Annotated in this window: 14 protein-coding genes and 2 tRNA genes; 2 read left to right on the top strand and 14 right to left on the bottom strand. The window is 60.9% G+C overall.

Annotated elements, in window-relative coordinates; all coding sequences use genetic code 11:
• Positions 1–11: 11 nt before the first annotated feature.
• The 8 genes from J5289_RS09050 to J5289_RS09015 form a co-directional block, all read right to left on the bottom strand.
• Entirely contained in the window at positions 12–314 is a 303-nt protein-coding gene (locus J5289_RS09050; protein ID WP_209183502.1) for a hypothetical protein, read from the bottom strand.
• The gene (locus tag J5289_RS09045; RefSeq protein WP_142829055.1) at positions 314–1,504 is read right to left on the bottom strand and encodes an NADH-quinone oxidoreductase subunit D; all 1,191 of its coding nucleotides are present in this window, start codon (positions 1,502–1,504) and stop codon (positions 314–316) included. The genes J5289_RS09050 and J5289_RS09045 overlap by 1 nt, the downstream gene beginning before the upstream one ends.
• A 66-nt stretch (positions 1,505–1,570) precedes the next feature.
• Positions 1,571–1,897 (bottom strand): four helix bundle protein, encoded by a 327-nt coding sequence (locus J5289_RS09040; RefSeq protein WP_209183500.1) that lies wholly within the window; start codon positions 1,895–1,897, stop codon positions 1,571–1,573.
• 99 nt (positions 1,898–1,996) lie between these two features.
• Positions 1,997–2,614: an NADH-quinone oxidoreductase subunit C gene (locus tag J5289_RS09035; RefSeq protein WP_209183498.1), complete on the bottom strand. Its 618-nt coding sequence runs from the start codon at positions 2,612–2,614 to the stop codon at positions 1,997–1,999.
• 18 nt (positions 2,615–2,632) lie between these two features.
• A complete protein-coding gene (locus J5289_RS09030; protein ID WP_142829058.1) occupies positions 2,633–3,217 on the bottom strand; it encodes an NADH-quinone oxidoreductase subunit B family protein in 585 nt (194 codons plus the stop codon).
• Positions 3,208–3,573: an NADH-quinone oxidoreductase subunit A gene (locus tag J5289_RS09025; protein WP_111220802.1), complete on the bottom strand. Its 366-nt coding sequence runs from the start codon at positions 3,571–3,573 to the stop codon at positions 3,208–3,210. The genes J5289_RS09030 and J5289_RS09025 overlap by 10 nt, the downstream gene beginning before the upstream one ends.
• Before the next feature lie 376 nt (positions 3,574–3,949).
• A tRNA-Asp gene (locus J5289_RS09020) sits at positions 3,950–4,026 on the bottom strand.
• A gap of 76 nt (positions 4,027–4,102) precedes the next feature.
• Positions 4,103–4,179, bottom strand: a tRNA-Asp gene (locus J5289_RS09015).
• Between the two features lie 404 nt (positions 4,180–4,583).
• Here J5289_RS09015 and J5289_RS09010 point away from each other — a divergent pair.
• On the top strand, positions 4,584–5,087 hold the full coding sequence (locus J5289_RS09010; protein ID WP_209206582.1) for a DUF3833 family protein: 504 nt from the start codon (positions 4,584–4,586) through the stop codon (positions 5,085–5,087).
• A 2-nt stretch (positions 5,088–5,089) separates the two neighbouring features.
• On the opposite strand, the gene J5289_RS09005 is transcribed toward J5289_RS09010, so the two are convergent.
• The 3 genes from J5289_RS09005 to J5289_RS08995 form a co-directional block, all read right to left on the bottom strand.
• Positions 5,090–8,539: a YhaN family protein gene (locus J5289_RS09005; protein ID WP_209206583.1), complete on the bottom strand. Its 3,450-nt coding sequence runs from the start codon at positions 8,537–8,539 to the stop codon at positions 5,090–5,092.
• A gap of 3 nt (positions 8,540–8,542) precedes the next feature.
• Positions 8,543–9,787: a DNA repair exonuclease gene (locus J5289_RS09000; protein ID WP_209183490.1), complete on the bottom strand. Its 1,245-nt coding sequence runs from the start codon at positions 9,785–9,787 to the stop codon at positions 8,543–8,545.
• 121 nt (positions 9,788–9,908) lie between these two features.
• Entirely contained in the window at positions 9,909–10,778 is an 870-nt protein-coding gene (locus J5289_RS08995) for an aldose 1-epimerase family protein (RefSeq protein WP_209183488.1), read from the bottom strand.
• 209 nt (positions 10,779–10,987) lie between these two features.
• Here J5289_RS08995 and J5289_RS08990 point away from each other — a divergent pair, with 209 nt between their 5' ends.
• Positions 10,988–11,974 carry an aldo/keto reductase gene (locus J5289_RS08990; protein ID WP_209183484.1) on the top strand — a complete coding sequence of 329 codons (987 nt, stop codon included), beginning with the start codon at positions 10,988–10,990 and terminating at the stop codon, positions 11,972–11,974.
• An 82-nt stretch (positions 11,975–12,056) separates the two neighbouring features.
• Here J5289_RS08990 and J5289_RS08985 read toward each other — a convergent pair whose 3' ends face one another.
• The 3 genes from J5289_RS08985 to clpX all read right to left on the bottom strand — a co-directional run bounded on the left by J5289_RS08985 (position 12,057) and on the right by clpX (position 16,647).
• Complete coding sequence (locus J5289_RS08985) at positions 12,057–12,332, bottom strand: HU family DNA-binding protein (RefSeq protein WP_111220564.1); 276 nt, start codon at positions 12,330–12,332, stop codon at positions 12,057–12,059.
• Between the two features lie 206 nt (positions 12,333–12,538).
• Positions 12,539–14,959, bottom strand: a complete 2,421-nt coding sequence (gene lon, locus J5289_RS08980) for an endopeptidase La (protein ID WP_209183482.1) — start codon at positions 14,957–14,959, stop codon at positions 12,539–12,541.
• Between the two features lie 410 nt (positions 14,960–15,369).
• Complete coding sequence (gene clpX, locus J5289_RS08975) at positions 15,370–16,647, bottom strand: ATP-dependent Clp protease ATP-binding subunit ClpX (RefSeq protein ID WP_111220562.1); 1,278 nt, start codon at positions 16,645–16,647, stop codon at positions 15,370–15,372.
• Positions 16,648–16,937: the final 290 nt, after the last annotated feature.

Below are 16,937 nucleotides of genomic sequence, written 5' to 3'. Positions count from 1 at the left end.
CACGCCTTATCTCAGTTTATGGAACCACACCGCGCGCCCGTCAGGGACTGGAACTCGCAGGCATAGGCCGACTGGTCTTTCTGCATAAATACGATGAACTTGCCGCCATTCGGCACGGCGGCCTTGATATCATAACCCTTGTTCAGAAGCTCTGCCATGGTCTGCTCGCCAGAGGCTGCTCCCGAGCCGGTGCTGTCGCCGGTAATCGGCTTGCCCACCACCTGCCCCATCGAGCCAAGCTTGGTCGTCGTCTGCTGCGCAGAGGCAGCCGACGCAAACATCAAAGCGGCAATGACGAGGGGAAGACGCTGCATCAGCGGTCGACCTCGCCGAAGACGATGTCGAGCGACCCGAGAACTGCGGTGACGTCGGCCAGCTGGTGCCCACGGCAGAGGAAATCCATTGCCTGCAAGTGAACGAAGCCCGGAGCACGGATCTTGCAGCGGTATGGCTTGTTAGATCCATCAGCCACCAGGTAGACGCCGAACTCGCCCTTCGGCGCCTCGACGGCCGCATAAACTTCGCCGGCCGGCACGTGGTAGCCCTCGGTGTAGAGCTTGAAATGGTGGATGAGGCCTTCCATCGAGCGCTTCATGTCGCCGCGCTTCGGCGGCACGACCTTGCCGTCCAGCGACGACACAGGACCGGTCTTGGCGACGCCGAGAAGACGGTCGACGCACTGCTTCATGATCCGCACCGACTGGCGCATCTCTTCCATGCGTATCAGGTAGCGGTCGAAGCAATCGCCGTTCTTGCCGATGGCGATGTCGAATTCGAGATCGGAATAGCATTCGTAGGGCTGCGAGCGACGCAGGTCCCACTTGGCACCGGAGCCACGGATCATGACGCCGGAAAAGCCCATGTTCCAGGCGTCTTCCAGCTTCACTACGCCGATATCGACGTTGCGCTGCTTGAAAATGCGGTTGCCGGTGAGCAGACCTTCGATGTCATCGAGGATCTTCAGGAAGGGATCGCACCACTTGCCTATGTCTTCGACGAGCTCCGGTGGAATGTCCTGATGGACGCCGCCCGGACGGAAATAGGCTGCGTGTAACCGAGCGCCGCAAGCGCGCTCGTAGAAGATCATCAGCTTTTCGCGCTCTTCGAAGCCCCAGACCGGCGGCGTCATGGCACCCACGTCCATCGCCTGTGTCGTGACGTTCATGATGTGCGACAGGATGCGGCCGATTTCCGAATAGAGCACACGAATCAACTGCCCGCGAATGGGTATCTCGAGGCCAAGCAGCTTTTCGACGCCGAGCGCAAAGGCGTGCTCCTGGTTCATCGGCGCAACGTAGTCCAGCCGATCGAAATAGGGCACAGCCTGCAGATAGGTCTTGGTCTCGATCAATTTCTCGGTGCCACGATGCAGCAGGCCGATATGCGGATCGACGCGCTCGACAATCTCCCCATCCAGCTCCAGCACCAGACGCAGCACGCCATGCGCAGACGGATGCTCCGGACCGAAGTTGATCGTGAAATTACGGACGTTGTGTTCAGTCATTGCTCGTCGCTCCGCTCCTGCAGGCATTAGCCATTAGGCAATAGGCAGTCGGTTCAGTCTTAGCCTTCATTTGCTCCGTACCTCCTGCAGGCGCCGCACGAGAGAGCGAAGCATTTTTCCGATTTCTTCACTTGTGGAAAGCGCCGTTTCAAGTTGATGCGCCTCAATCAATCCCACGCGTGAACACAGTATGAGATGCGTTTCCAATTCCTTCAGCGAACCCTGCGCGATCTTCAGATGATGAACGTACGCGCCCGTCGTTTCTCGTCCGTAACCTTCGGCAATATTCGCCGCAACAGAGGCCGCGGAACGTCTTATCTGCGAAACGAGGCCGTAGATTTCGTCTTTGGGAAAAGTCTTGGTCAGGCTGTAGCAGTCAACTGCAATATCCATCGAGCGCTTCCACACTATCAGATCCTGATAAGAGTTAATCGCCGTCGCAGTCTCCCCCACTATTGCCTACTGCCTATTCCCCAAAGCCTAACCTACTGCCTACTGCTTCGCCTTCTCGTCACCCGGCAGCACCACGGGCGGGAGGACGTAGTCCGTGCCTTCCCAGGGGCTGAGGAAGTCGAAATTGCGAAATTCCTGTTTCAGTTCCACCGACTCGTAGACGACCCGCTTGGCCAGATCATCGTAGCGTACTTCGACGAAGCCGGTTGTCGGGAAATCCTTGCGCAGCGGATGGCCCTCGAAACCGTAGTCGGTCAGGATACGGCGAAGGTCCGTGTGGCCGGAGAAGGTGATCCCGAACAGGTCCCATGCCTCGCGCTCGAACCAGTCTGCACCGCGAAATACACCGCCGGCGGACGGAACGGCACGGTCTTCCGTCGTGACGAGCTTGATGCGGATGCGCAGGTTCTTCGTCGGCGACATAAGGTGGTAAACCACGTCGAAACGCTCCGGCCTCTGTGGCCAGTCTACGCCGCAGATATCGGTGAGCGCGATGAACGCACATTTCGGATCGTCGCGCAGAAATGTCAGGAGCGCAACGATGTTGTCTGCATCGGTTACGAGCGTCAGTTCGCCGAACTTGATCTCCGACGAGGAAACCAGCGTACCGCGCGCTTCGCCGATGTAGGCTGCAAGTTCGCTCAGGGCTTCAGTCATTATACTTTGTCCCTCGATCTAGCGTTCGATCGTGCCGGTGCGGCGGATCTTTTTCTGCAGCAGGAGCACGCCGTAGAGGAGCGCTTCTGCCGTGGGAGGACAGCCCGGGACGTAGATATCGACAGGCACGACGCGGTCGCAGCCGCGCACGACCGAGTAGGAATAGTGGTAGTAGCCGCCACCATTGGCGCAGGATCCCATCGAGATCACATAGCGCGGCTCAGGCATCTGGTCGTAGACCTTGCGGAGCGCCGGGGCCATCTTGTTGGTGAGCGTGCCCGCCACGATCATCACGTCGGACTGGCGCGGAGAGGCGCGCGGTGCAACACCGAAGCGCTCCATGTCGTAGCGTGGACCGGAGACCTGCATCAGGCCTTCCACGGCGCAGCAGGCGAGCCCGAACTGCATCCACATCAGCGAGCCGGTACGAGCCCAGGTGATGAGGTTGTCGGTGGTTGTCGTCAAGAAGCCCTTGTCGGCCAGCTCGTTGTTAACTTCGCCGAAAAACGGATCGTTGCTGCCGATGGGACGGCCGGTCGACGGATCGACAAGGCCCTTCGGCTGCGGCGCGATCAGCGTCGCGTTGCTATTGCCTACTCCCATTCCAGGGCTCCCTTTTTCCATTCATAGACGAATCCGATGGTCAGCACGCCGAGAAATACCATCATGGACCACAGCCCGAACCAGCCGATCGATGAGAACGACACTGCCCACGGAAACAGGAAGGCAACTTCCAGATCGAAGATGATAAAGAGAATCGACACAAGGTAGAAGCGAATGTCGAATTTCATGCGGGCATCGTCGAAGGCGTTGAAGCCGCATTCGAAGGCCGAAAGCTTTTCCGGATCCGGTGCCTTGAAGGCGACGGCAAAAGGCGTGACCAGCAGCGCAAGGCCGATGATCAGGGCAATTCCGATGAAGATTGCGATCGGAATATAGGCGCTCAGAAGTCCAGTCATGGTGTCCATCCCTGCCTGCGGGGGGAAGCGCCGGGGCGGCACCTCGGGGCGATTGCCCAGCAAGCGAAAGAGCATTGCAACACGCCGTGGTTAGCGCAGGCGACGCGCCGGTGCAAGAGCTTTGACGGGGGATTTGGACGCGCGTCAGGACACGTCGGCTGCAAAGCATAATACCTATGCGCGCAGACAGAGCAAACGACGGGGCAGCACAGGTCGGCAGGCTACTGAATTATCATTGAAAATAACGACTTATCGGAAGCTGCAATGTCTTGCGCGACCAGACATCGGATCACGTAGCAGGAGAAACCGCATGGCTTCGATGCCACTATGCCGCACTTTCGAAGGTTTTCTGGGAGGGGTCATCAGCGTTGGCTAATGGCGCGAGTGACGGGGCTCGAACCCGCGACCTCCGGCGTGACAGGCCGGCACTCTAACCAACTGAGCTACACCCGCGCATATTATGTGGCCCTAAAGCCGTGACCCCAAACAACCGGAAAGGCGATCTTCAGAAGATCTGCTTAACTTGAAATGGCGCGAGTGACGGGGCTCGAACCCGCGACCTCCGGCGTGACAGGCCGGCACTCTAACCAACTGAGCTACACCCGCAATTCATTTCAAGCATTCCGGACACTTGCGTATCCAACCGAGCGGCTCGCCGTTCGATGAGCGGCTAACTACGAGGTTCGCCTTTTGGTGTCAAGCAGCTTTGAAGACAATTCCATGACCGCCGGTGATTTGTTTTGGATGACCATCCGGGGCTTCCCGCAAAGCACGTTGGAGCCGCCGTTTGCCGCCAAAACCATCGAGCCCGAAGCAGCGTTGCCTTTGCCCTCGGCCGAAATCCGGAGCCGATTCGTGCTCGCCGCATTGGTTGGTTCGAATACAGCCCTCCCCGCAGGCTCGCGGCACCTCGTGTGCGGAGCCCTTGCTATGATCCATGCCCGGGATGCCGGCGTATGTCTTGCAACGGCGTGCCAACGGGTGACGCCGGCAATCACGGGAGAGAATAGATGCGTTTTGGACGAACCCTTATCGCCGCCGCCCTGCTGCAGCTGGTGGGCGTGGCCGGAGCATCCGCCGCCGATCTGCGGCTTGAACAGTACTTTGCGGGGCACACCGTGGCGACCGGGCATTTTGGCGCAATCAACGGCGTCAGCCGCGATTTCAAGGTCAAGCTTACGGGCACATCGTCGGGCAAGCATTTTTCCCTGCGCGAGGACTTTCGCTATGCGGACGGCGAGACCGACCGCAAGACCTGGCGCTTCACGCGCACCGGACCCAACACTTATCGCGGTACGCGAGAGGATGTGGTCGGCGACACCGAGGTGAAGATTACCGGCCAGACCGCGAGATTCACGTACCTGGTCAACCTCGAACCGAAGGGCAAACCCAACATCGTCCGGTTCCATGATTCGATGGTCGTCCAACCGGATGGCAGCATTATCAACAACGCCTGGGTAACGAAATATGGCTTCCCCGTTGCGCGCACGCATGTGGTCTTCACGCGCCCCTGAGCCTAAAGCCTGATGAGATCGAGCTCCTTGCCGATCTCGCGGGTGGCGATATCGACGACACTCATTTCATGGGTGAAGAGAATCGTCTGGAACCGATCAGCCGTACCGCAGAGAGCTTTGAGGCCCGATGCGGTGCGATCATCGTCGAACGTCTGGAAAATGTCGTCGACAATCAGCGGCGCTGGCTCGTTGCGCGCTGAATAGTCCTCGAGGAAGGCAAGCCGCAGAGCAAGGTACAGCTGGTCGCCGGTGCCTTCGCTGAGGCCGTCGAGCGGCACTTTCTCGCCACCCGTCCGCTCCGCCTGCAGCTGCAGCTCGTCCCTGTCGTCGTACAGCTGCACCAGGCGCGAAAAACGGCCACCGGTCAGCACAGAGAACAACTCCCCTGCCCGGCGCATCACAGGATCTGCCTGCCGCTCTCGGTAGGTTTCCATGGATGACGCCAGCAGGCTCGATGCCAGCTTGAGGACCAGCCATTCGCGGGCGAGCGCCTTGGCCTCCGCCTCCGCCGCGTTTTTCTGGAAGACGGCCAATTCCGCGCCCGCACCGTTCTCGAGCAGCTGGCGTTGCCGCTGGTTTTCCGCGAGCCGCACGTTCAAGTCCGCAAACCGGCTCAGCTGGGTCTGGTCTCGGGCAGCCAGCTGCTCGATTTCGAGCTCCGCTACAACCCGGTCGAAACCCGATAGGCCGGCCCGGACATGTGCCTCATCCTGTCCGTTTGCCTGCAGTGCAAATCGCGCCCGGCTTTCAGCGAGCCGGCTTTGCAGGCGGCGGCGCTCCTCAAGCCGCGCCAGAAGCGCATCGAGGTCATGCTCACCCGGCACCTGTATTGAAAGTGCGGCGAGTTCGGCCTCGACCTCCTCCATATCCGACCGGCATCGTGCCAGCCGTAACCCGGCCTGCTGGCGGGCCTTTTCCAGAGCCGCGCGGCGCTGGTCGCCGGCATTGGCCGACACGGCCCGCTCGTGCAGCGCTTCTGCGGCGGCATCGGGCGCCAGCGGCTTCAGGTCCGGCGCGATGGCGTTCACGAGATCCCGTACGGCGTGCTCGAAGGCTGTCGTATCGCGCTGCATGCCACGGACGCGGCGGCGGCGGTTTTCCCGCTCCGTCAGCGTTTCCGGCAGCGACTTCCATATCTCGATCGCCGCCTCCGCCATATCGACGGTGGTGCCTTCCGGTAGCCCTATCGCCAGCGCGGCGTTGGCAAAGGCTGCCTCGAATTTGGCGATGGAGACGTTGATATCCGACTGGCGCTGTTCGAGACTGGCGATGTTTTCCCGCGCCGCAGCGCGCTTGCCCTCGAGCGACCGGCTATCGGTCCAGCGCTCGGCTATCGTCTCGATGTGTCGCGACAGGCCACGAGCCAGCGCCGATGGCGCAAGGGAGGCGGCGGCGCTGTATCCGGTCGCATCGGCGAGGTCTGCAAGCACCGGTCCGAGCCGCGCTTCCTTGCGTTTCAGTTCAGCCAGTTCGTCCCTGATGTCGTCGAGGGTTTCACGCTGCCTGGAGAGAGCGTCGACGGCGCGGCGCCAGTCGATCATGCGGTCCGGCGACAACGGTTTGACACCGGCCGGCTCGAACAGCTGCCGGTATGTTTTACGCGCAGCCTCGAGCGCCTTGTCTTTGGTAAAGCTCTCGGACCGTGCGGCCTCCAGTTGCGGGTCGAGTTCGGCCTGCCGCAGACGGAGCTGCGTGTGACGCGAGACACGGTCGGCGTTGGCCAGCGCCAGGTCGGCCAACCTGTCGGCTTCGCGGATGGCTTGCGACACCACTTCTGCATTATCCTTGGTAGATTTCGGTGCGGCAGCGAAGGATTGCCAAACCCCGTCTCTCAGGATGCGCGCCTCGGCGATCTCTTCGCGGGTGACGATCGAGCCCTCGTGCTGCATACCGGCGATCTTTGCGACGATCTCGCTGGCCTCGTTCTCCAGCGCCGCCAGTCGGTTGGCAGCATCGCGGCTATCGGCCTCGGCCTCTGCCAGGGTGTCGCCCTGCTTGGCGAGTGCTGCGATATCCGGCAGGGGAACGGACAGCAGCCGCTCGAGGTCGTCTATCGCAGGCGACATTCGGGCGGTGGCCGCCTCGAGGTCTCTCTCCAGACGCTCCACCTGAACAGCAACGGCATCCAGACGCGACAGTTCAGACAGATCGGGCTGCAGAACGGTCATCTGCTCCTGATAGGGCTTGGGGTCGATGAGCCTGCCGCTCGCCGCCGTCTCCTCAAGGCGCCGCAACTGGTCACGCGCCTCGGCCAGTCTCTGGCCGACATCCGAATGATCGCGCTGCAGGGCCATGCCCTCGCTGGTGAGCCTGCGGATGCGCGCGAGTTCCGCGTCGCTTGGCTGAACGCGTTCGACCTCGGCCACATCGCTGAGGCCAAGCCTGCGGGCGAACTGCACCAGACGGGCGTCGAACTCATCGATCTCGCCCGATACGCGCTGCATGTCCTTGGTCTTGGAACGATAATCGGCTGTCTCGGCGTAGCGGGCCATGATCGCCGGCGCCGCTGCCCGTATCGCCTCATCTACAGGGGTGGCGCTGATGTCGTCGGCAATGCGGCCCATCTCGGCATCGGCAACGCGGATCGCAGCCTCTACCGCCTGACGACGCGCCAGCGCTTGCGCCAGCTCCGTTGCAAAAGGCTGCGGCAGGGCGGCAAGGTCGACGAACTCGGCTAGCCGATCCTGCTCCGCATCGATTTCCGCCAGCACCGGCTCCAGCGTTTTCAGCATGGTGAGGCGATCGAGGGTGTGCCTGGTCTCCTGTCGCTCCGCCTGAAGCGCTGCCAGCTGGGCCTCGATATCGGCAGCATCGGCCAAAAGCCGTTTCCAGTCGCCGGATTTCAGCTCGCTGTCCCGCTCGGCGCGCTTGGCCTCGTCATGGCGCTCGAGCACTTGGTAGAACGACCGATCCTTGGATTTTCGCGGCCCGAAGATGAGATCGGCCTCATTCTCCAGCGACTGCTTCAGCTGCGTCAGGCCGAGCAGACCGGAGGCCGCCGAAAACAGCAGGCTGCCGATCTCGCCGCCACCTTTCAGCATCGCGGCAGCACCAAGGCGCAGGCGATCGGAATTCAGCCCGAAGGCACGCTCGAAAACATCGCGGTTGAGACTCCCGATAAAGGCTGCAAGCGCATCCTCCGGCAATGCGGTTTCCGCGGCGTCTGCCGACAGCAGCGTGTTCTTGCGGCCACGACGGCGGCGGAAGGCAAGGCTCTGGCCGCCTTGGCTGACAATTTCGGCGCCGACCCGCAATGTGTTGGCCTCGTGCAGGAAACTGTACTCGGCAGCCGTCGGGAAACCGAACATCAAATCGGAAATCGCAGCCAGAGCCGACGACTTTCCGGCCTCATTGGGCCCGTAGATGATGTGCAGCCGCGCGTCCGGCCGGAATTTCAGGGTGCGGTCTGTGAGTGCGCCGTAACGCAGGATTTCCAGGCTCTTGAAACGCATCGGCTAGACCGCCCCTCCGGACCGGGCAACCAGCAGGTCGCGGGCTTCGGCCAGCAGCGATTGCAGATCGACGTCCAGCGGCTGTTCCTGGGCGCCGAGACCGCCCGGCAGCTTGGCGACGATTTCCGATAGACGGGCCTCAGCCTCCGAGATCACGGCCGGCGGCAAGTCTGACGCCGGCGGGATCAAGGCGTCCAGGTCCAGCCCGGCAGTCGCGCTGGCGGTGACAGCGCGACCTGCCGGATCCTCAAGCCTGATCTCAAGCTTCTCCAGCCAGATGTCGGCGTGCGCACGATGGCAGGCTGCCTGTACTTCATCGTGAAAATCCCGGCGGCGGGCAATGATCGCCTTGCGGACGTGGCTTTCGCCGGAAAGCCGGATGCGTAGAGCCAGGATGCGTTCCTCCATAGCCTCGACCAGCGGCTCGACTGCCTGCTGGATACGACGCAGGATCGCCTGCTGATCGTCATCGACATCGACAAGGACGGCGAGTTCGCCGAAGCGTGCCTCGTCGACGATGATCCGGGTGTGGGTGACGATACCATCCTCGACACTCACCAGCAGCGCGCCCTTTGGGCCGCATTCGCGGATGCTTCGTCCCTGCAGGTTGCCGGGAAACAGGATCGCCGGGTTTTCAGCCAGCAACTCGTATTCGTGAACATGGCCGAGCGCCCAGTAGTCGTAACCGCGCGAGCGCAGGTCGTCGAGCGAACAGGGGGCATAGTTGGCATGCGGCTCGCGGCCGGTCAGCGAGGTGTGCAGCACGCCGATGTTGAACCAGCCGGGGACCGCGGCCGGATAGCCGAGCGCCAGGTTGTCGGTCGCCGAGCGGTCGGCAAAGCCCTGCCCGTGCAGCGCGACTTTCAGGGCCTCCAGCTTGAACGTGCCGGGTTTGCCAGTCGGAAACTGGTGGACGTTATCGGGCAGCGTGATCGTCCGGGTGATGACACTTTCGGCGTCGTGGTTGCCCTTCAGCAGATAGACGGGGATACCAGCCCGCTCCAGCCGCGCCATCTCGCGGTTGAAGAACAACCCGATCTTGTTGTCCTTCCAGTCGCCGTCGTAGACGTCACCGGCGATGACGAAGAAATCCACCCTGCGCTCGACCGCTCGATCGACCAGCGTCGAGAAGGCCTTGCGGCTGGCATCGACGAACACAGCTGCAATGTCGGCATCCTTCAGTGCCAGCCCCTGGAAGGGACTGCCAAGATGGAGGTCGGCGGCGTGGATAAAGGTGAATGAGGACATGCTCTCCAGACAGCAAAGGCGTCGAGCACCTTTTTTAAGCGTCTTCGGCAGCGAATGCTATGGCGACAGGTCGCTCGTCCCGGGGTTATCCAGCGTTAACGGCTTGCCGCCGGCACGCTGCCTATGCCGGGATTTCGACAGTCAACGAAAAGCGTGCGGTTGCCGCAGGGGCGAGGATCTCTGAGTATGGCCTGTCGGCCAGTTCCTTCGAGCCATCGATCTTCGCTGCCGTGCCATGCCAGGGTTCGACGCACAGGAACGGGGCACCGGGTTTGGACCACAGCGCGAGGTTCGGGAGATTTTCGAAAGCGAAACGAAGATGTGGCCCGCCCTCCGCGCCATAGGTAAGCCCCTGCCCTGCACCCTCCGGAAAGATCATCGCATCCGCATCGAACATTGCATGATCGAGCTGCAGATGGCCGGCCTTGAACGGCGATGGAAGGGTGCCGGGCTTTACGAGACCGCCCTGGAGCCTCACCAGCGCCGGTTCGGCGCCATTATCGAGGGTAACGCCGTGTGGCTGCCCTTCGCATCCCGGCAGCGGCCAGACGAAGGCTGAGTGGAAGCCAAGGCCGAACGGCATCGGCGTGTTGCCGAGATTACTGACTTCGGCAGAAACCGTCACCGCCCGCCCCGCGATCCGATGCTCGACGGCGAGCCGGAATTCAAAGGGGTATACCGCCCGCGTTTCTGCCGAGGCTGCAAGTTCGTGCCGGCTCATGGTCGCGGTCGATGCTGCGAGGACAAACTCGCTGCGCCGGGCAAAGCCGTGCTGCCCCATGGGATAGGTCTTGCCATCGATCGTCAGCTGGTCGTCAGGAGCCCTGCCGACGATGGGAAACAGGATCGGCGAGCGACCGGTCCAGAACGCGGCATCGCCATTCCAGAGATAGGAACGCCCATCGTCTGATGTCAGTGCCTGCATTTCAGCGCCGAGAGACGAAATGTCGACGGTGAGGAATTCGTTGGAGAGGCGAATGGGCGTCGGCATGGCGGATACTCATGACTTCGAGTCGAGATGGAGCTTACCGGGGCGACCTCGGGATTTCCAGCGAGGAGACGAATTTACCGGCGCCGACCACGACGTTGGTTGCCGCGCCGCACCCCGCCTCTATCTGCGTCTCGGTCGTACACGAGATCCGCTTGCTGCACACGAAGCCGCCTGCTACGCCGACACCCATCCACCGGAGGAGGAATACCATGAGATACCATCCATTTGGACGCACACCATTCATCGTCAGCGACGTCGGTTTCGGCGCCTGGCAGATCGGCGGCGCCTGGGGCGACGTCAGCGAGGCCGATGGGCGGGCCGCATTAAACGCAGCGCTCGATGCCGGCATGAGCTTCATCGATACTGCCGACGTCTATGGCGACGGTCGCTCGGAAAAAATCATCGCCGAAGTGCTGAAGACACGTGGCGGCGAGCGGCCGATGGTCGCCACCAAGGCCGGCCGGCGGCTCGATCCACATGTCGCAGACGGCTACACCAAGGCCAACATCGAGGCCTTTGTCGACCGGAGCCTGAAGAACCTTGGCGTCGACAGCCTCGATCTGGTGCAACTCCATTGCCCGCCGACGGAAGTCCTCTATCGGCCTGAGGTTTTCGAGGCTCTGAGCGAGATGCAGACGGCGGGCAAGATCAAGGGATATGGCGTCAGCGTCGAAAAGGTCGAAGAAGCGCTGAAGGCTATCGAATTCCCGGGCGTCGTCAGCATCCAGATCATCTACAACATTTTCCGCCAGCGTCCGTCCGACCTGTTTTTCGCAGAGGCACGACGCCGGAATGTTGCCGTCATCGCCCGCGTGCCGCTGGCAAGCGGCCTGCTCTCCGGCAAGATCAACTCCGCCACGGCATTCGCTGACGACGACCACCGCAAGTTCAACCGCAACGGCGAGGCCTTCGATGTCGGCGAGACCTTTGCCGGCGTGCCGTTCGAAGTCGGGCTGCAGGCCGTAGAGGAGGTCCGCAAGCTGGTGCCGGAGGGGACGACCATGGCGGCCTTCGCACTGCGCTGGATCCTCATGAGCGACGCCGTGACGGTGGTCATTCCGGGGGCTAGAAACGGCGAGCAGGCGAAGGCAAATGCCGCCGCAGCCGATCTGGCGCCGCTATCGGCCGATGTCATGGCGGCCACGCGCGACGTCTACGACAGGCTCGTCGCACCGCACGTGCATCAGCGCTGGTAAACGAAAAAGGGTCCGGCAAAAACCGGACCCTCTTATAAGCGCCGCCAGCATGGATCGCCGTGATCCGGCCGGCAAAGCGAAATCAGCTGTTAACGGATTCCTTCAGGCCCTTGCCGGGCGTGAACTTCGGCACGTTGCGAGCCGGAATGTCGACTTCAGCGCCGGTCGACGGGTTACGACCCTTGGACGCTGCACGGTGAGAAACGGTGAAGCTACCGAAACCGGCGAGACGAACGTCGCCACCGCTCTTCAGTGCGCCCTGCACAACCTCAAAAACAGCGTCAACAGCGGATGCTGCATCAGCCTTGGTGATGCCGGCTTTCTCGGACACAGCAGACACGAGTTCATTCTTGTTCATGTTTCCAACCCTTTCTTCGGTATGAAACGACTCAATCGTTTAAGCCGGGCGCAGAATACGTAAGCTCTGGCCCGTCGCAACCCAAAAGCCCTGCAAAGCAAGGAAAAGCAAGCATTCCTGCGTTGTTTTCACAGAAAAGGCCGGCGATTAAGCCGGCCTTTTTGGTGAATTATGTCAATTCGGCACAAGTATGGCAAAAGCCAACATCAATGCGCAATCGCATTGCCGAAGTCATCGACGCCTTCGACGGTCGCAATTAGCGGCGTTTCGATCGATCCATCCCACTCGATAGCCACAGGCTGGCGGATCAGCGCATGCTTGATCACCTCGCCCATGCGCGACACCGGAATGATCTCCATGCCGTTCTTGACGTTGTCCGGGATCTCCGCCAGGTCCTTGGCGTTTTCTTCCGGGATAAGCACCGTCTTGATACCGCCGCGAAGGGCAGCGAGCAGCTTTTCCTTCAGGCCGCCAATCGGCAGAACGCGACCGCGCAGCGTGATCTCACCGGTCATGGCCACATCCTTGTTGACGGGGATGCCGGTCATGATCGACACGATGGCGGTGGCCATAGCGACGCCTGCAGACGGACCGTCCTTCGGCGTTGCCGCTTCCGGAACGTGGACGTGGATGTCCGACTTGTCGAAGCGCGGCGGCTCGATACCGAAATCGACGGCTCGCGAACGGACGTAGGACGCCGCTGCCGAGATCGATTCCTTCATCACTTCCTTCAGATTGCCGGTGACCGTCATGCGGCCCTTGCCCGGCATCATCACGCCTTCAATCGTCAGCAACTCGCCACCGACTTCCGTCCATGCCAGACCGGTCACAACGCCAACCTGATCCTCGCGCTCGGCTTCACCATGGCGGAACCGGGGAACGCCCAGATACTGGTCGATATTGTCTGCGGTCACGGCAACAGAGGTTGCCTTGCCCTTGATGATCTCGGTGACCGCCTTGCGGGCGAGCTTCATCAATTCACGCTCGAAGCTGCGGACGCCGGCCTCGCGGGTGTACTGCTGGCTGATCGCCATCAGGGCATCGTCGCTGACCGAGAATTCGTGCGGCTGCAACGCATGTTCCTTGATAGCCTTCGGCAGCAGGTGCCGCTTGGCAATTTCGCGCTTTTCATCCTCGGTGTAGCCGGCAATACGGATCACTTCCATGCGGTCCATCAAAGGTGCAGGGATGTTCAGCGTATTGGCCGTGGTGATGAACATCACGTCCGAAAGATCGTATTCGACTTCCAGATAGTGGTCCTGGAATGTGCCGTTCTGCGCCGGATCGAGCACCTCCAGCAGGGCGGAAGAGGGATCGCCACGGAAATCCTGGCCCATCTTGTCGATTTCGTCGAGCAGGAAGAGCGGGTTGGACTTCTTGGCCTTCTTCATCGACTGGATGACCTTGCCGGGCATCGAGCCGATGTAGGTGCGGCGGTGACCGCGGATCTCGGCCTCGTCGCGCACGCCGCCGAGTGCCATACGGACATACTCGCGGCCGGTCGCCTTGGCGATCGACTGGGCAAGCGATGTCTTGCCGACGCCGGGAGGACCGACGAGGCACAGGATCGGGCCCTTCAGCTTCGACGAACGCGCTTGCACGGCGAGATATTCGACGATGCGCTCCTTGACCTTGTCGAGACCGAAGTGGTCGTCCTCAAGGATCTTCTCGGCAGCGGCGAGATCGGTCTTGACCTTGGACTTCTTGTTCCACGGAATACCAAGCAGCCAGTCGAGATAGTTGCGCACGACGGTGGCTTCCGCCGACATCGGGCTCATCTGCCGCAGCTTCTTCAGCTCGGCATCGGCCTTTTCCCTGCCTTCCTTGGAAAGCTTGGTCTTGTTGATGCGCTCTTCCAGCTCGGCCATCTCGTCGCGGCCTTCCTCGCCGTCGCCGAGTTCCTTCTGGATCGCCTTCATCTGTTCGTTCAGATAGTACTCGCGCTGGGTCTTCTCCATCTGGCGCTTGACGCGCGAGCGGATACGCTTTTCGACCTGCAGGACCGAAATCTCGCCTTCCATGAAGCCGAGCGCCTTTTCGAGGCGACCTTTGACGCTGGTGGTTTCCAGCATCTCCTGCTTTTCGGTGATCTTGATCGAAAGATGCGAGGCAACGGTGTCGGCCAGCTTCGAGTAATCCTCGATCTGGCTAGCCGCGCCAACGACTTCCGGGGAGATCTTCTTGTTGAGCTTCACGTAGCTTTCGAACTCGGAAACGACCGAGCGGCTCAGCGCTTCAAGCTCTACCTGATCTTCGACCGGCTCTTCGAGAGCGTGGCCCATGGCCTCGTAGAAGTCTTCGCGATTGGTGTAGTTATCAATCTCGGCGCGCGAGCGGCCTTCGACGAGAACCTTGACGGTTCCGTCTGGCAACTTCAGCAGCTGCAGCACGTTGGCGATCGTACCGATCTTATGAATGGCTTCCGGCGCGGGGTCGTCGTCGCTGGCATTGATCTGGGTGACGAGCATGATCTGCTTGTCGGAACCCATGACTTCTTCCAGAGCGCGGATCGACTTTTCGCGACCGACGAACAGCGGCACGATCATGTGCGGGAAGACCACGATATCGCGCAACGGAAGTACCGGATAGGCGGTGCTCTCGTGTGCAGCAGACGTTTTCTTCGACATTTCAATTCCTTTCCATCGTCCCGTTTCCGGGATAAGCGCCGGCAGTATTCAGTGCGCCGGCCTCTCTCACTTGATGTAGAAGTGGAGTTTCACCTTGGCAATTTCAAGCCATGCCGCCTGCCGGCCGTGGCAGATGTGACAGGCTTATTACAACGATCAACGCAAAACAAATCGGGCTCGTCCGGCGCCTCGCCTCCCTGCCATGTCCACCGGTACGGAACGGAATGGCTGATGCGAGAACGCTCGAAGAATCACGCCATCATGGCCGCCGGTGATCTCAAGTGCAACGGCTACGCCGGATCAGTGACCACCATATTCGAAAGTCTAACAGCAAACTGCATGGTATTTCAAACAGAAAGGGGCTCGTCATCGACGAGCCCCTCAAGATTGCTACACTATTGCGTCAGACATCAGGCCGACACATTGGCCTTCTCATCGGGCCGATCAGCATAGATGTACAACGGCCGAGCGGAGCCTCGCACGACTTCGTCCGAAATCACAACTTCGCGAACACCTTCGAGTGCCGGCAGATCGAACATCGTGTCGAGAAGGATCTTCTCCATGATCGACCGCAGGCCACGAGCGCCGGTCTTTCGCGTGATTGCCCGGCGGGCGATTTCGCGAAGAGCGTCCTCGTGGAAGTTGAGTTCCACGTCTTCCATCTCGAACAGCCGCTGATACTGCTTCACCAGCGCGTTCTTAGGCTCGGACAGGATCTGGATCAGGGCATCGGCGTCTAGGTCTTCCAGCGTCGCCAAGACAGGCAGGCGGCCGATGAATTCCGGGATCAGGCCGAACTTGACCAGGTCTTCCGGCTCGAGTTCGCGGAGCACTTCACCGACGCGACGATCGTCCTGCGACTTGACGGAAGCACCGAAGCCGATAGACGTCTTCTCGCCACGCGCAGAGATGATCTTGTCGAGACCGGCAAACGCACCGCCGCAGATGAACAGGATGTTGGTCGTGTCGACCTGCAGGAACTCCTGCTGGGGATGCTTGCGACCGCCCTGGGGAGGCACGGAAGCGACTGTGCCTTCCATGATCTTCAGCAGCGCCTGCTGCACGCCCTCGCCTGAGACATCGCGGGTGATCGAGGGGTTGTCGGACTTGCGCGAGATCTTGTCGACTTCGTCGATATAGACGATGCCGCGCTGGGCGCGCTCGACGTTGTAGTCGGCAGCCTGCAGAAGCTTCAGGATGATGTTTTCGACGTCTTCACCGACATAGCCGGCTTCCGTCAGCGTCGTGGCATCGGCCATGGTGAAGGGCACGTCGATGATCCGGGCGAGCGTCTGGGCAAGGTAGGTCTTGCCGCAACCGGTCGGGCCAACGAGCAGGATGTTCGACTTCGCCAATTCGATGTCGCCATTCTTCGAAGAATGCGCCAGACGCTTGTAATGGTTGTGGACGGCGACCGAAAGGATCTTCTTTGCCTGGCGCTGGCCGATCACGTATTCATCGAGGACCTTGATGATGTCCTGGGGCGTGGGAACGCCGTCGCGGGACTTGACCATCGAGGATTTGTTTTCCTCGCGGATGATGTCCATGCACAACTCGACGCATTCATCGCAGATGAAGACGGTCGGTCCGGCGATAAGCTTCCGGACTTCGTGCTGGCTCTTGCCGCAGAAAGAACAATACAGGGTGTTCTTGGAGTCACCGCCGTTGCTGCCGCTGACTTTGCTCATATCACTTTCCTTCCAGCACGCCGCATTTCCAAATCGAAATGGCGGTCCACTCTCTGCGCTCGCCTGCGCCACTCCATGGACTGGAGCTTAGCCGGTTCAGGCGCTCCTAGGGGTACTGAACGTGGTCCGCACACTGCACGGGCCACGGCGGCAACGAATTCCCCGTCGAATCCGAACGCTATGTCATAAAATCAAAACATAGCGTTAAAGCCTACTATTAGCTTCTTCTACCGCAGTTGAAACCCCCTCGTTGATCACAAATGGGATAGAACTGTGGCTTAGAAGACACC

Source organism: Rhizobium sp. B230/85, from assembly GCF_019355735.1.
Lineage (GTDB): Bacteria > Pseudomonadota > Alphaproteobacteria > Rhizobiales > Rhizobiaceae > Rhizobium > Rhizobium rhododendri.
The sequence above is the reverse complement of the archived record's forward strand: the minus strand, read 5'-3'. Positions and strand labels throughout refer to the sequence as shown.